The sequence below is a fragment of the Streptomyces sp. NPDC058457 genome (assembly GCF_042720695.1).
Lineage (GTDB): Bacteria > Actinomycetota > Actinomycetes > Streptomycetales > Streptomycetaceae > Streptomyces.
The window spans coordinates 30,843-44,871 of record NZ_JBHXLU010000003.1; the positions used below are offsets into that span (position 1 = coordinate 30,843).

14 protein-coding genes are annotated in these 14,029 nt (G+C 72.7%); 6 read left to right on the forward strand and 8 right to left on the reverse strand.

Annotation, left to right across the window (positions count from 1 at the left end):
- Positions 1-203 precede the first annotated feature (203 nt).
- From ACFWPS_RS03580 to ACFWPS_RS03610, 7 genes are all read right to left on the reverse strand, one after another.
- Positions 204-620 carry an NUDIX hydrolase gene (locus ACFWPS_RS03580; RefSeq protein WP_383700497.1) on the reverse strand — a complete coding sequence of 139 codons (417 nt, stop codon included), beginning with the start codon at positions 618-620 and terminating at the stop codon, positions 204-206.
- Positions 617-1,639 carry a CHAD domain-containing protein gene (locus ACFWPS_RS03585; RefSeq protein WP_383700499.1) on the reverse strand — a complete coding sequence of 341 codons (1,023 nt, stop codon included), beginning with the start codon at positions 1,637-1,639 and terminating at the stop codon, positions 617-619. Before ACFWPS_RS03585 ends, ACFWPS_RS03580 begins: the two co-directional genes overlap by 4 nt.
- A complete protein-coding gene (locus tag ACFWPS_RS03590) occupies positions 1,620-4,031 on the reverse strand; it encodes an RNA degradosome polyphosphate kinase (RefSeq protein WP_383700501.1) in 2,412 nt (803 codons plus the stop codon). The genes ACFWPS_RS03585 and ACFWPS_RS03590 overlap by 20 nt, the downstream gene beginning before the upstream one ends.
- A 220-nt stretch (positions 4,032-4,251) precedes the next feature.
- Positions 4,252-4,407: a hypothetical protein gene (locus ACFWPS_RS03595; protein WP_383700503.1), complete on the reverse strand. Its 156-nt coding sequence runs from the start codon at positions 4,405-4,407 to the stop codon at positions 4,252-4,254.
- A 256-nt stretch (positions 4,408-4,663) separates the two neighbouring features.
- Positions 4,664-5,566 carry an ABC transporter permease gene (locus tag ACFWPS_RS03600; RefSeq protein WP_383700505.1) on the reverse strand — a complete coding sequence of 301 codons (903 nt, stop codon included), beginning with the start codon at positions 5,564-5,566 and terminating at the stop codon, positions 4,664-4,666.
- The gene (locus ACFWPS_RS03605) at positions 5,563-6,441 is read right to left on the reverse strand and encodes an ABC transporter ATP-binding protein (protein ID WP_383700507.1); all 879 of its coding nucleotides are present in this window, start codon (positions 6,439-6,441) and stop codon (positions 5,563-5,565) included. Before ACFWPS_RS03605 ends, ACFWPS_RS03600 begins: the two co-directional genes overlap by 4 nt.
- Complete coding sequence (locus ACFWPS_RS03610; protein ID WP_383701016.1) at positions 6,438-6,824, reverse strand: GntR family transcriptional regulator; 387 nt, start codon at positions 6,822-6,824, stop codon at positions 6,438-6,440. The genes ACFWPS_RS03605 and ACFWPS_RS03610 overlap by 4 nt, the downstream gene beginning before the upstream one ends.
- Positions 6,825-6,935: 111 nt before the next feature.
- On the opposite strand from ACFWPS_RS03610, the gene ACFWPS_RS03615 reads away from it, so the two are divergent.
- The 5 genes from ACFWPS_RS03615 to ACFWPS_RS03635 are packed head-to-tail and all read left to right on the forward strand — an operon-like array spanning position 6,936 to position 10,976.
- Positions 6,936-7,478: an RNA polymerase sigma factor gene (locus ACFWPS_RS03615; RefSeq protein ID WP_383700509.1), complete on the forward strand. Its 543-nt coding sequence runs from the start codon at positions 6,936-6,938 to the stop codon at positions 7,476-7,478.
- A complete protein-coding gene (locus ACFWPS_RS03620; protein WP_383700511.1) occupies positions 7,475-8,284 on the forward strand; it encodes a zf-HC2 domain-containing protein in 810 nt (269 codons plus the stop codon). Before ACFWPS_RS03615 ends, ACFWPS_RS03620 begins: the two co-directional genes overlap by 4 nt.
- 40 nt (positions 8,285-8,324) lie before the next feature.
- Positions 8,325-9,188 carry an ABC transporter ATP-binding protein gene (locus tag ACFWPS_RS03625; protein WP_383700513.1) on the forward strand — a complete coding sequence of 288 codons (864 nt, stop codon included), beginning with the start codon at positions 8,325-8,327 and terminating at the stop codon, positions 9,186-9,188.
- Positions 9,185-10,726 carry an ABC transporter permease gene (locus tag ACFWPS_RS03630; RefSeq protein WP_383700515.1) on the forward strand — a complete coding sequence of 514 codons (1,542 nt, stop codon included), beginning with the start codon at positions 9,185-9,187 and terminating at the stop codon, positions 10,724-10,726. The genes ACFWPS_RS03625 and ACFWPS_RS03630 overlap by 4 nt, the downstream gene beginning before the upstream one ends.
- 7 nt (positions 10,727-10,733) lie before the next feature.
- Entirely contained in the window at positions 10,734-10,976 is a 243-nt protein-coding gene (locus tag ACFWPS_RS03635; protein WP_383700518.1) for a hypothetical protein, read from the forward strand.
- Between the two features lie 7 nt (positions 10,977-10,983).
- Here ACFWPS_RS03635 and mshD read toward each other — a convergent pair whose 3' ends face one another.
- A complete protein-coding gene (gene mshD / locus ACFWPS_RS03640) occupies positions 10,984-11,913 on the reverse strand; it encodes a mycothiol synthase (protein ID WP_383700520.1) in 930 nt (309 codons plus the stop codon).
- Positions 11,914-12,081: 168 nt separating this feature from the next.
- Here mshD and ACFWPS_RS03645 point away from each other — a divergent pair, with 168 nt between their 5' ends.
- Positions 12,082-13,878, forward strand: coding sequence for a bifunctional metallophosphatase/5'-nucleotidase (locus ACFWPS_RS03645; protein ID WP_383700522.1), 1,797 nt, complete (start codon positions 12,082-12,084; stop codon positions 13,876-13,878).
- The last annotated feature ends 151 nt before the right edge of the window (positions 13,879-14,029 follow it).

The following is a 14,029-nucleotide window of genomic DNA, read 5'->3' on the forward strand; positions in this document are numbered from 1 at the left end:
GCGGGGGCCGGCCAGGAGGGCGAGAAGCCTTGCGCGTTCCGATGCGGAGGGGCACTTGGCCGGAGGGTGAGTTCGGTCGTTGGCTGGCTGCGGGCCGGTGGGGGCTTGTCGCGCAGTTCCCCGCGCCCCTGAAGGGGCGCCTCAGCTGGCGCCCCTATGAGGATCGCCTCCTGACGGGGCACTTCCCCTGACGGGGTGTTTCGCTACTGCGTGTTGTGGAGCGAGGTCAGTAGTTCGTCCACCAGTTCGGCGTCTCTCGGCTGGGTCAGTCGTCGGCGGGCCTCTGCCGGACGCAGCCAGAGGATTCTGTCCACCTCGTGGTTCGGGGTGAAGTGGCCCTCGCCTGCCTCGCCGGCCCAGTAACGGACGTCCTTGGGGCGGTCGTTGGCGTAGTAGTGGGCGGTGGAGAGTTCGCTGCCGAGGGTGGCTGTGTAGCCGGTCTCCTCGGCCACCTCGCGCAGTGCTGCCGCGCCCGCGTCCTCGCCGCGCTTGAGCTTGCCCTTCGGGTGGGACCAGTCGTCGTACTTGGGGCGGTGGACGAGGCAGATCTCCAGGTCGCCGTCGACCGGCGAGCGGCGCCACAGCACGCAGCCCGCCGCCAGCACCGGGGTGTCGTTCACACGGCCTCCACCCGCTGCTGCTGCCACGCCTGCTGGAACGCGAACCGGGCCGCCTCCACCTCGTGCCGCTGGTCGGCGTGGAGGACACCGAGGGCGTAGGCCGTGGCGGGGGCGATGCGCGGGGTGCGGGCCGCCGCGGCGGCCGCGGCGGCCGCTTCCGAGGCGTCGCGGTGGCGGTTCAGGGCCTGGCCGGCCGCGAACAGCCGTACGTCCACGGGCGCGCCCTCGCCGCACAGCACCTCGCGGGCGTAGCGGTGCAGGCGCAGCAGGAGGCGGACCTGGTGCCAGGGGCCGTCCTGGGGGTGCGGGGCGGGGTCCGGGGACAGGCCGTGGACCAGGGCCTCCGCGTTGTAGGGGTGGCCCGCGGTGACCAGTGGGAGCGCGGCGATTGCGTCGGTGAGGCGCTCCTCGGCCGCCGATGCCGACGGGCGCAGGTCGGCGGTGGGCGCCGCGGCCGTCAGCGGGACCTCGCTGGCCAGCACCGCGACCTTGTCGGCGACCGCGTGGAAGCGGGAGGAGCCGAGCGCCTGGAGGGCCGTGGAGTGGGCCCGGGTGCGGGCGAGGGTGAGCTGCCGGTCCAGGAGGGCGCCCGCCTTGGCCGCGCCGACGGTCAGGTTGCCGCGATCCTGAGGCGCCTCCGAAGTCGCCTGATTCGGCAGGGTCGTTGAGCCGGAGAGGCGGTGCAGCGCAAGCAACAGGCGCTCCAGTCGTGCCTCGTAAGCGTGCTCAAGGCCCAACGTGCCCGACAGCCAGGCCAGTTCGGGGCGGATCTCCTCGGACCAGTCCGCGTCGAGGAGCGGGCGGAAGGTGTGCAGGCTGCCGCTGATGCGCCGGGCCGAGCGGCGCAGGGCGCGGGCCGCGTCGACGGACCCCTCCGTCGCGCTCACCGTCCCGGTCTCCCGGTGCAGGCGCAGCGCGCGGAGGAACTCCGTGGCCTGGGCGCGCAGGTAGCCCGCGAGGGCTTCCCCGGTAACGACCCGGGCCGTGGGGTCCGTCGGTTCAAGGTGTTGCTGTGCCACGCCGGCGCCTCCGGGCGTCTATGAGCATCTCCTGGATGTTGCGCAGGGGCTGGCCGTCCGCGTCGTTCGCGTGCCGGTTCCATTCGCCGTCCGGGCCCAGGTGCCAGGAGGAGGTGGAGTCGGACATGCCGGTTTCGAGGAGCCGGTTGAGCGAGGCTCTGTGAGCCGGGTCGGTGACCCGGACCAGGGCTTCTATCCGCCGGTCGAGATTGCGGTGCATCATGTCGGCGCTGCCGATCCACACCTCGGGCTCGCCGCCGTTGCCGAAGGCGAAGAGCCGGGAGTGCTCCAGGAAGCGGCCGAGGATCGAGCGGACCTTGACGTTCTCCGAGAGGCCCGTGACGCCGGGGCGGATCGCGCAGATGCCGCGCACCCAGATGTCGACGGGTACGCCGGCCATGGACGCGCGGTAGAGGGCGTCGATGATCGCTTCGTCGACCATCGAGTTGGCCTTGATGCGGACGAACGCGGGCCGGCCGGCCCGGTGGTGCTGTATTTCCTTCTCGATGCGCGCGATCAGTCCGTCGCGCAGCGACTTGGGGGCCACCAGCAGGCGGCGGTAGGTCTCCCGGCGGGAGTAGCCGGAGAGCCGGTTGAACAGGTCGGACAGGTCCGCGCCGACCTGCGGGTCGGCGGTGAGCAGGCCGAGGTCCTCGTACAGGCGCGCGGTCTTCGGGTGGTAGTTGCCGGTGCCGACGTGGCTGTAGCGGCGGAGCGTCTCGCCCTCCTGGCGGACCACCAGGGACAGCTTGCAGTGGGTCTTCAGGCCGACCAGGCCGTAGACGACGTGGCAGCCGGCCTCTTCCAGCTTGCGCGCCCACTTGATGTTGGCGTGCTCGTCGAAGCGGGCCTTGATCTCGACCAGGACGAGGACCTGCTTGCCGGCCTCGGCGGCGTCGATGAGCGCGTTGACGATCGGGGAGTCGCCGGAGGTCCGGTACAGGGTCTGCTTGATGGCGAGGACGTCCGGGTCCTCGGCCGCCTGCTCGACGAAGGCCTGCACGGAGGTGGAGAAGCTGTCGTACGGGTGGTGCAGCAGCACGTCCCGCTCGCGCAGGGCCGCGAAGATGTCGGGCGCGGACGATGACTCGACCTCGGCGAGGTCGCGGTGGGTGCCCGCGATGAACTTGCGGTACTTCAGCTCCGGCCGGTCGAGACCGGAGATGCGGAAGAGGCCGGTCAGGTCGAGCGGGCCGGGCAGCGGGTAGACCTCGGCCTCGGAGATCTTCAGCTCGCGCACCAGCAGGTCGAGGACCTCGCGGTCGATGGACTCCTCGACCTCCAGGCGCACCGGCGGTCCGAAGCGGCGCCGCATGAGCTCCTTCTCCAGGGCCTGGAGCAGGTTCTCGGCGTCGTCCTCCTCGACCTCCAGGTCCTCGTTCCGGGTGAGGCGGAAGGCGTGGTGCTCCACGACCTCCATTCCCGGGAACAGCTCCTCCAGGTGGGCGGCGATGACGTCCTCGATCGGGACGTACCGGCCAGGGGAGCTCTCCAGGAAGCGGGACAGCGACGGCGGCACCTTGACCCGGGCGAAGTGCTTGTGGCCGCTGACCGGGTTGCGTACGACGACGGCCAGGTTCATGGACAGGCCGGAGATGTACGGGAAGGGGTGTGCCGGGTCGACCGCCAGCGGGGTCAGGACCGGGAAGATCTGGTGCCGGAAGAGCGTGAAGAGCCGCGCCTGCTCCTTCTCGGTCAGCTCGGCCCAGCGGACCAGGTGGATGCCCTCCTCCGCGAGCGCGGGGGCGACGTCCTCGTGGTAGCAGGCGGCGTGCCGGGCCATCAGCTCGCGGGAGCGGGCCCAGATCATCTCCAGCACCTCGCGCGGCTGCAGCCCGGAGGCGGACCGGGTGGCCACACCGGTGGCGATACGGCGCTTCAGGCCTGCCACCCGGACCATGAAGAACTCGTCCAGGTTGCTCGCGAAGATCGCCAGGAAGTTCGCCCGCTCCAGCAGCGGCGTCTCCGGGTCCTCGGCGAGCTCCAGCACCCGCTCGTTGAACGCGAGCCAGCTGCGCTCCCGGTCCAGGAAGCGCCCCTGGGGCAGCTGCACCCCGTCGACCTGCGACTCCTCGTACGTGTCGAGGTCGGCGTCGATGTCGGGTTCCAGGTCGGAGACCACGGCGGCCACGGTGTGCGGGCGGTGCGCGGCTATGGAGCCCACGGAGGGCTGGGCGTTTGAGTTGTTTCCGCGGCCCGCAGGGCCTCCGCCAAGGGTGGTGGTGGGAGACGGGTGGGCCTCGGCTGCCTGGGCGTTCTGCTGACTCATGACCCCATTCTTCCGCGCCCGGGCCGTGACAGGCGCGTCGGAACGCGCGGGTGGGAGCTGGACGACCCCGTTTCCCGCGAACACCTCGGAGGGTGGCGAAGGCTCTGGCACGGCGGGCTTCATTGGCTGAGCGTCGCAAGTCCGTCTGAACCAATGGTTACGAAGACATGGCGTATGGGATAGCGGAGGGAGGCTCGCGGACGTCTGTGATCAGGCCCAGAAGGCTCCGGGAATCACGAAAGTGACGATCCCGTACGACCTTCTCACCGGCCCCGTCCGCCCGTCCGCCAAGGATTCCGTACGCCCTTGCGCCGACGGGGGGACACGCGGGACCGACGGTCCCTCAGCGGGCCTGGCGGCGCAAGACGCAGAACGCGCCAGTGGTGGCCGCGACGGTGAGTGCGAGCACCATCGCGGTGGCGAGGAGATGCACCGCCCAGAAGCCGTGCAGCGGGCCGTGCAGCGGCTTCCACGCCTCGCGCAGGTACAGCCTGATCACGAGCGTCACGGCGGCGGCCGCGCCGAGTGCCGGGAGGGCGCGGCGCAGCGCGATCCCGGCGAGGGCGCCGACGGCGAGGCCGAGCAGGAGCAGGGCCGGCAGGAGCGGGCCGCGCGGGATGAAGACGCGATCGTAGGTCCAGTTGCCAGCCAGCCCGTCACCAGCAGCAGGAAACCGGCCCGGACGAGCAGCGCGGGGCGGTGCAGCCGGCTCAGGGAGCGGTGGGCGGTCGCGGGGGCCGCCGACAGGGCGGTCATCACGCGGTCGTCTTTCCGGTCAGGCGGCGCAGCGCCAGGAAGCAGCCCAGGGTCAGCAGGGCCGTCACGGCGAGGAGCAGGACGGTCGTGTTCAGCTGGAGCGGCCAGTAGTGCGAGGCGGGGTGGTAGTCGCCGTAGGGGACTTCGGCGTGCTTGCCGGTCCGCACCGTCCAGGAGCTGTTCGGGAGGGCGAAGAAGGCCTCTCCGTTGCTGGTCCGTGTCGGCCACAGGCGGGGCAGGAGCAGCTGGGCGACAGTCCAGAGCGCGCCGGTGAGGAGCAGGCCGAGGCCCAGGGCGGGCAGGGTGCGGCGGGACAGCAGGCCCGTCAGCGCGCCCGCCGTCAGGCCGCACAGGGCGAGGGCGACGAGGGTGGGGCCGTTGGTGTGGAAGGTCGGGACGTCGTACCACTGCTTGGCGGTGTCGATACGGCCGTTGCCCGCGACCCAGGCCAGACGGTGCAGCCAGACCAGCAGCGCGGTGCCGGTGGCGACGGCCGCGGCCGGTACCGCGAGCCGGACGGCCAGCCAGCGCACGGGGGTGCTGGACTGGGTCCAGGCCAGCCGGGCGGTGCCGGACTCCAGTTCCTTGCCGAACGTGCCGCCCGCCCAGGCCGCCGCGAGGAAGGGCACCGCGGCCACGGCCAGGGTGGCGTAGTTGTACCAGTCCTTGTAGCGCAGGATCGCCTTCTGGTCGTACGTACAGTTCTGCCAGTCCGTGCAGCTGTCGTACTGACGCCAGGCATCGGCCGCCGCGTCGGCCAGCGGGCCGTGCAGGAGGAGGAGCAGGACGGCGGCGGCGAGCACCAGGCCTGCCCAGACGTACAGCGCGGGGCGGTGCAGGCGCAGCAGCCAGCGGGTGAGGTGGGCCCGTGGGGCCGGTGCGGGTGCGGTCAGGGTGGTCATACGGCTGCCTCCATCGCGGCCATGGCCGGGGCCTCGGGGTTGCGCAGATGGGCGAGGACCAGGTCCTCCAGGGTGGGGGCGGCGGTGCGCCAGTCCTCGGGCAGCGGTCCGGCCGTGCGGATCAGGGCGCTGAGCTGACGGCCGGTGGTCCGGGACTCGACGACGGTGTGCGGTGCGAGGTCGGTGCCGGCTTCGGTGGCGACCCGGGTGTGGGCGGCCAGCAGGTCGTCGAGCTCGCCGGCCAGCCGGACCCGGCCGCCGCCGATCAGCAGCAAGTGGTCGCAGGAGTCCTCCAGTTCGGCTACCACGTGCGAGGACATCGCGATGGTGGTGCCGTACTGGGCGGCCTGCACCATCAGCACGCCCATCAGCTCGTGCCGGGCCAGCGGGTCGAGGTCGGCCATCGGCTCGTCCAGGAGCAGTAGTTCGGGCCGCTTGCCGAGGGCGAGGGCGAGCGCGACCCGGGTGCGCTGGCCGCCGGAGAGGGTGCGGATACGGGACTTCGGGTCCAGGTCCCCGCCGGCGACGACGTCTTCGGCGGCGGCCGCGTCCCAGCGCCCGGGGTTGAGGCCGGCGCCCATCCGGAGCGTCTCGGCGACCGTGAGCTGCGGGTACAGCGGCTTGTCCTGGGCGACGTAGCCGACCCGGGGGCGGGCCTCGGCCGGGGTGGTGCCGAGGACGGTCAGCTCGCCCTCGGTGGCGCCCAGCAGACCGGCGGCGAGGGCGAGGAGCGTGGACTTGCCCGCCCCGTTGGGGCCGACGACGGCACACACCCGCCCGGCGGGCAGCCGGAAGGTGCAGTCGCGCAGCGCCCAGCCCCCGCGCCGGCCGAACCGCTTGCCGAGCGCGGACGCCGCTATCGCGGTGTCGGTCATGGACTCTCTCCTTGGAAGTGCTTGTCGAGTACGGCGGTGAAGAGTGCGGCCACGTCGTCCCGGTCCAGGCCGGCCGCGCGGGCCCGGGCGGCCCAGTCGTCCAGCTCGCCGTGCAGGGGGGACTCGGCCGGGGCGGTGCCCAGGGCGCGTTTCACGAACGTGCCGAGGCCGCGCCGGGCCTCCACCAGGCCCTCGCGCTCCAGCTCCCGGTAGGCCTTCAGGACGGTGTTGGGGTTGATGGCGGTGGCCTCGACCACCTCGCGGGCGGTGGGCAGCTTGTCTCCCGGGTGGAGGTGCCCCAGGCGCAGGGCCTGTTTGGTCTGCTGGACGATCTGGACGTAGGTGGCGACGCCGGAGCGCCGGTCGATGCGGTACTCGACCACCCGTACAACCACCCTTTCACTAATTGAGTAGTGAAAGGGTGGTGCAGGATGCTGCGGAAAGTCAAGGCCGGTTCCGTGAACCGATCGGCCGGGCTCGTGCGATGAGGGGACGTGAGCGGAACGAGAAGCGACGGGGAGCTGCTGCGGGCGATCGCGGCGGATGCGGACCGGCGCGCCTTCGAGGAGCTGTACCGGCGGTACGCGCCGTGGCTGACCGCGCGGCTGCGCGGCCGGTGCGCGGATCCGTCGGTCGTCGACGACGTGGTGCAGGAGACGTTCCTCGCGGTGTGGCGGGGGACCGCCCGCTACCACGAGGAGGGTGACGCCGCCGGGTGGCTGTGGCGGATCGGGTCGCGGCGGCTGGTCGACGCGCTGCGCGGCGACGGGGCCCGCGGCCGGCTGCGGCAGGCGCTGGCCCGGCTGCGGCACCGGGACGAGGTCTCGGCGGAGGAACGCGTGCTCGCGGGGGTGGAGCACGGGGACCTCGCCGGGGCCCTGGTCCGGCTCTCGCCCGAACTGCGGGCGGTGCTCCAGGCGACGGTGATCGACGGGCTGACCACCCGCGAGGCGGCGGTCCTGCTCGGCATCCCGCCGGGGACGGTCAAGACCCGCGCGATGCGGGCGCGCAAGCAGCTGCGGGAGGAGTTGGCATGACCTGGCACGTGTCCGAAGAGGATCTGCGGGCGTACGCGCGCGGCGAGCTGGCGCCGCCGCTGCTCTGGTCGGCCGACACCCACGTCGGCTCCTGCGCCGACTGCCGTGCGGTGCTCGCGTCGGTGTCCGACCCGGTCGCGCTGGACGCCGGCTGGGACCGCCTGGACGCCGAACTGGACGCGCCCCGGCCCGGGCTGGGCGAACGGCTCCTGACCCGCGTCGGGGTCGCCGAGCCCACCGCACGGCTGCTCACCGCGACCCCGGTGCTGCGCCGCTCCTGGCTGGCGTCGGTGGCGTTCGTGCTGGCGGCGACGGTCCTCGTGGTCCACGCGGTGGACGCCCCGGCCCTGTTCCTCGCCCTCGCCCCGCTGCTCCCGCTCGCCGCGGTGGCCCTGTCGTACGGACCGGTCCTCGACCCGACGTACGAGATCGCCGCGGTCGCCCCGACGCACGGCTTCCGGCTGCTGATGATCCGCACGGTCGCCGCGCTGACCGCCTCCCTCGGCCTCAACTGCCTGGCCGCGCTGGCCCTGCCCGGCTACGGCCTGCTCGCCTTCGGCTGGCTGCTGCCCGCTCTCGCGCTCACCGCGGCGGGCCTCGCCCTCTCCGTCCGGCTGGGCCCGCTGCTCGGGCCCGGACTGGTCGGCGGGGCGTGGACGGCCCTGATGGCGGTGGCCGCGATGCACCCGGCGCACACGCCGGTCGCCTTCACCACGGCAGGCCAGTCGGTGGCCGCCGCTCTCGCCGCGCTGGCGACGGCCCTGCTGCACCAGGTGCGGGACCGCTTCGACGCCAGGCCCTACTGACCGCCCGACCGAATGACCGCCTGATCGCTGGAGTCCTACGTTGAACACCACTGTCTCCGCCGCCGGCCTCACCATGCGCTACGGCGGCACCCCGGCGCTCGACGGCGTCACCCTGTCGCTGACGGACGGCGTGACGGGCCTGCTCGGGCCCAACGGTGCGGGAAAGACGACCCTGTTGAAGGTCCTGGCGACCGCCGTGCCGCCGGACGCCGGCGCCTTCACGGTGCACGGCGCGGACCCGGCCACGCCGGCCGGCCGGCTCGCGGTCCGCCGCACGCTGGGCTACCTCCCGCAGACCCCCGGCTTCCACCCGGACTTCACGGCCTTCGAGTTCGTTGACTACGTCGCCATCCTCAAGGAGCTCACCGACCGGGGTGATCGCCATCGCGAGGTACGGCGCGTCCTTGACCAGGTCGGCCTGGCCGACGTGCGCGGCAAGCGGATCAAGCGGCTCTCCGGCGGGATGCGGCAGCGGGTCGCGCTGGCCGCCGCGCTCGTCGGCGACCCCCGCTTCCTGGTCCTGGACGAGCCGACGGTCGGACTCGACCCCGAACAGCGCATGAGGTTCCGGGAGTTGATCGCGGAGGCGGGCGAGGACCGCACGGTACTGCTGTCCACCCACCAGACCGAGGACGTGGCGATGCTCTGCAACCGGGTGATCGTGCTCACCGAGGGCCGGGTCCGGTACGACGGCACGCCGGCCGGGCTGACGGCCCACGCGGCCGGACGTGTCTGGAGCAGCACGGAACGCGCCCCGGGCGCACGGGCGAGCTGGCGCACCGGCACCGGCGCCTTCCGTAACGTCGGCGACCCGCCCACCGGCGCCGACCTGCTCGAACCGACCCTGGAGGACGGCTATCTGCTGGTCCTCGAAGCGGCGGAGTCCGAGGTGGCGGCGGCATGACGACGACACTCGTGACGAAGCCGGCGGCCGCCGGGCGCGCGGACCACGACCGCGACACCGCGTCCGCGTCCGTCTTCGCCCTGGCCGTGTTCGAGGCCCGTCAGCTGCTCCTCCAGATCCCGCTGCTGGTCTTCGGCCTGCTGTATCTCGCCTACGTCGGGTACGGCCTGTTCGGCCGCGACGAGGGCATGGACGCGTATCCGGTCCTGCACGACGTGGACCGCGCCACCCAGGGCGGCCCGGAACTGCTCGCCGTCGCCCTGCTGGTGTGCGTGCACCGGGCGGCGCTGCTCAACCGGCGGCGGGGCCTGGAGGAGCAGTTCGGGGTGCTGGCGATGCCGCCCGCGCGCCGTACGCTCGCCCACGCCCTGTCCGCCGTGCCCTTCGCGGTCGGCGTCGCCCTGGTGGTCGACGTCCAGTTCGCGTGGGCGGCGCTGCGGCCGGGCGCGGTCGGCCACGGCTCGGTCTACGAACTGGCGGTGGCCCCGCTGACCGTCCTGCTCGCCGGTGCGCTCGGCGTGCTGCTGGCCCGGGTCCTGCCCCACCCGGCGGCCCCGCTGCTCTTCCTGCTCGCGATCGGGCTCGTCACCAGCCTGCTGCCCGGCGGCTCGGGCCGGCACGGCGTGGACTGGCTGTGGCCGGTGGTGCTGGAGAACGGCGGCACCCCGGTCCCCGGTGAACTGCTGGGCCGCCCGGCGGGCTGGCACGCGCTGTACCTGACCGGGCTCACGGTGCTGCTGGTGTGCGTGGCGATGTGGATGGCCGGCGGCCGGGCGCGGGTCCTGAAGGCGGCGACGGCCGTGGCCCTGGCTGCGGCGGTGGCCGGCGCGGCCGGTCAGGCGCCGGGGGACTCCGCCGGTCTGCAGGCCGCGCGGAAGGTAGAGGCGGACCACCCGGCGAAGTTCCAGACGTGCGTCGAGCGGGCCGGCTCCCGGTACTGCGCGTACCCGGACTGGAAGGGCTGGACGGTCGACTGGGCCGCAGTGGTGCACCGGGTGCAGGCCGAGGCGGGCGGCGACGCGGCCACGACCCGGCTCACCGTCCGCCAGCGCATCCAGGAGATCACCGACCTGACCGCGGACGCCACCCTCCCGACCAGCTCCACCCCGGGCACGGTCACCGTCGGCACCCAGTGGGGCGGCAACCGGGTCCCCGAGTTCGCGGTCGGGGTCGCCCGGGTCCTGGTCGCGGGCAGTGAAAACGCCTCCGCGGACATGTGCGACGCCCGCGTGGTGACGACGATGTGGCTGGCCCTGGCCACCGACCCCACCCCGACGGACACCTTCCGCCACCTCCGCATCGACGACAGCCTCAGCGGCTCGGCCGCGGTCCTGACCTCGGACGGCGGCAGCATGTCCGTCTCGGCCCAGCAGACCGAGGTCGTACGGGAGCTGCTCCGGGAGCCGCACGACACGGTGGCGGCCCGGGTGAAGGCCCACTGGCAGGAGCTGGTCTCACCGCACACGACGACGGCCGAGGCGGCCCGCCTGCTCGGCGTGAAGGTACCGAAGGGACCGGACGACTGCCCGGCGGGCTGACGGGGGCATGATGAAGGCGACAGGTGCCTGGGCGGACGAGGAGACGGGCATGGAGAACCCCTTCCGCGACGGAGGGCCCCTCGAAAGGGCGATGCCCTGGCTCTCGGCGGCCGTGGTCCTGCTGCTCGCCGCGGCCGTCCTGGCGGGCGGCGCCGGACCCCTCGTCAAGGCGCTCGCCGCGGCCGTCGCCGTCGCCGTGCTCGGCAGGTCCGCCTACCTGGTCAACCGCAGGCGGCCGCCGGGGCGCTGAGGCCCCCTCAGGTCTCCGTCCGGTACATCAGGTCCGTCTCGTGGGTCGTGAAGCCCAGGCGTTCGTATACCGCCACCGCCGCCGTGTTGTCCGCGTCGACGTACAGCATCGCCGTCGGCAGGCCGCGGTCGGCCAGGTGGCGCAGGCCGATCGTGGTGAGGGACTTGCCGAGGCCGCCGCCCTGGGCCGCGGGGGAGACGCCGAGGACGTAGACCTCGCCGAGGCGTTCCGCGTCGTGGACCTTCGTCCAGTGGAAGCCGAGGAGTTCGCCGCCGCGCTCCGCGAGGAAGAAGCCGGCCTGGTCGAACCAGGGCTGGGCCTTGCGGTCGTCCAGGTCGCGCTGGGTGAGCGAGCCCTGCTCCGGGTGGTGGGCGAAGGCGGCGGCGTTGACGGCCAGCCAGGCCGCGTCGTCCCGGCCGGGCTCGAAGGCGCGGACGGTGACGCCCTCGGGCAGCTTCGGCTCCGGCAGGTCCAGGTCCGTCAAAGGGCGGCGCATCTGGCGCAGTTCGCGGAAGAGGGTGAGGCCGAGGACCTGGGCGAGGTGGCGGGCCGCGGAGTGGCCGCCGTGTGCCCATACCCGCAGCCGCTTGCCGGACGCGGCCAGCAGGGCGGCGCCCAGCGCGCGGCCGTGACCGTGCCCGCGGTGATCGGGGTGCACGACGAGTTCCGCGGCCGGCGCCTCCACCGGGTCGGTGTCCTCCAGCTGGGCGTAGCCCACGAGTTCGCCGCCGACGGAGAGGAGCAGATGGGAGACGCCCTCCCGGGCGCCGCCGGTCAGCTGGAGGCGGCCCTGCTCGGACACCGGCTGCTGGCCGTCGGCCCGCGCGGCCGCCGCCAGCAGTTCCCCTACGGCCTCGGCCTGATCCGGGGTGAGCGCGGAGAAGGTGTCGATGGAGCGGGAGTACATGGGGGGCCGTGCGGTGTCGTCGCTGGTCATGCGTACGAGGGTACGGGGCCTGATCGGCAAAGTGGGGACACCGGGGAAAGGTAAAGGGCGGGGCAACCGGCAACCAAGATGTAACCATGAACCCCCTGTCGTGCTACGCGCGTTGACCCTAGGCTGCGCCGGACCGGGCCACTTCTCAGCAGACCCACAGGGGGCTCCATGCAAGCGCAGTCCAGACCCTCCAGACGGCGTACCTACGCGCTGCTCGCGTCGGCCGCCGGGCTCGCCACCGTCGCGGCCCTGGCGGGTGCGCTGCCCGCCGACGCGCACTCCGGCAAGGGGCACGGGCACCAGCACCCCAGTCGCTACCAGGACGTCCAGCTGCTCTCCTTCAACGACCTGCACGGCAACCTGGAGCCGCCGGCCGGCTCCTCGGGCCGGGTCACCGAGACCCAGGCCGACGGGACGACGAAGACCATCGACGCCGGTGGTGTCGAGTACCTGGCCACCCATCTCCGCGAGGCCCGTAAGGGACACCCGTACTCCGTCACCGCCGCCGGCGGCGACATGGTCGGCGCCTCCCCGCTGATCTCCGGTCTCTTCCACGACGAGCCGACCATCGAGGCGCTGAACAAGCTCGACCTGGACGTGACGACGGTCGGCAACCACGAGTTCGACGAGGGCGCCAGGGAACTGGCCCGCCTCCAGAACGGCGGCTGCCACCCCACCGACGGCTGCTACACCGGCAAGAAGTTCAAGGGCGCCGACTTCCCCTACCTGGCGGCCAACGTCCTGGACGAGAAGACGGACAAGCCGATCCTCAAGCCCTACTGGGTCTGGCAGAAGAAGGACGTCAGGATCGGGTTCATCGGCGTCACCCTGGAGGGCACGCCCGGCATCGTCTCCGCCGACGGCGTCAAGGGCCTGGCCTTCAAGGACGAGGTCGAGACCATCAACAAGTACGCCAAGGTGCTCCAGCGCCAGGGCGTCCAGTCGATCGTGGCGCTGGTCCACGAGGGCGGCTTCCCGTCCTCGTCCAGCTACAACCACGACTGCGACTCGCCGGGCGCCGGCGACGGCATCTCCGGTCCCATCGTGGACATCGCGAAGAACGTGACCCCGGCCGTGGACGCGCTGGTCACCGGGCACACCCACACCGCGTACGTGTGCACGGTCGACGACCCGGCCGGCAACCCCCGCATGGTCACGTCCGCCGCCTCCTTCGGCCGCCTCTACACCGACACCACGCTGACCTACGACCGCCGTACCGGTGACATCGCGCGTACGGCCGTCCAGTCCGCGAACCACGTGGTCACCCGGGACGTCGCCAAGGCGCCCGACATGACCGAGCTGATCGGCAAGTGGAACACCCTCGCCGCCCCGATCGGCAACCGCGCCATCGGCCACATCTCCGCCGACGTGAACAACACCGGCACCGAGTCCCCGATGGGCGACCTGATCGCCGACGCCCAGTTCGCGTACGGCAAGGAGCTGGACCCGGGGACCGACCTCGCGCTGATGAACCCGGGCGGGGTGCGGGCCGGGCTGACGTACGCGGCCAAGGGGAGTGAGGGCGACGGCGTCGTGACGTACGCCGAGGGCTTCACCGTGCAGCCGTTCGCCAACACCGTGAACCTCCAGGACTTCACCGGCGCGCAGCTGATCCAGGTGCTCAAGGAACAGGTGAGCGGTACGAACGCGGCCGCCCCGAAGATCCTCCAGCCGTCCGCCGGCCTCGCCTACACCCTCGACCTGACGAAGACCGGCGCGGACCGTGTCGTCACCGATTCGGTGAAGCTGAACGGCACGGCCATCGACCCGGCCGCCACCTACCGCGTCGCCACCAACTCCTTCCTCGCGGGCGGCGGCGACGGCTTCACCACCCTCGGCCAGGGCACCGGAGACCTCGTCGGCACCGACGACCTGTCGGCCCTCGCCCAGTACCTGACGGCCAACTCCTCGGCCACGAACCCGCTCGCGCCGCCGGCCGCGAACCGGATCACGATCGTGCAGTAGCCGCCGTCTCCGCCCCGCCCGAGGGCCCGGTACGCACACCCGTGCGTACCGGGCCCTTTCTGCTGGAGCTGCCGGATCTGCTGGATAAAACCTATGTGAGGCAGCGAACGGTTCCCGGTTGCTTCTGAAAATTCATCTCAGCCGCAATTCA

Coding starts and splice junctions, on each gene's coding strand:
- ACFWPS_RS03590 (WP_383700501.1), bottom strand. CDS start 4,031: ATGAAGCCCGCCGTGCCAGAGCCTTCGCCACCCTCCGAGGTGTTCGCG.
- ACFWPS_RS03600 (WP_383700505.1), bottom strand. CDS start 5,566: ATGACCACCCTGACCGCACCCGCACCGGCCCCACGGGCCCACCTCACC.
- ACFWPS_RS03605 (WP_383700507.1), bottom strand. CDS start 6,441: ATGACCGACACCGCGATAGCGGCGTCCGCGCTCGGCAAGCGGTTCGGC.
- ACFWPS_RS03620 (WP_383700511.1), top strand. CDS start 7,475: ATGACCTGGCACGTGTCCGAAGAGGATCTGCGGGCGTACGCGCGCGGC.
- ACFWPS_RS03630 (WP_383700515.1), top strand. CDS start 9,185: ATGACGACGACACTCGTGACGAAGCCGGCGGCCGCCGGGCGCGCGGAC.
- ACFWPS_RS03635 (WP_383700518.1), top strand. CDS start 10,734: ATGATGAAGGCGACAGGTGCCTGGGCGGACGAGGAGACGGGCATGGAG.
- mshD (WP_383700520.1), bottom strand. CDS start 11,913: ATGACCAGCGACGACACCGCACGGCCCCCCATGTACTCCCGCTCCATC.
- ACFWPS_RS03645 (WP_383700522.1), top strand. CDS start 12,082: ATGCAAGCGCAGTCCAGACCCTCCAGACGGCGTACCTACGCGCTGCTC.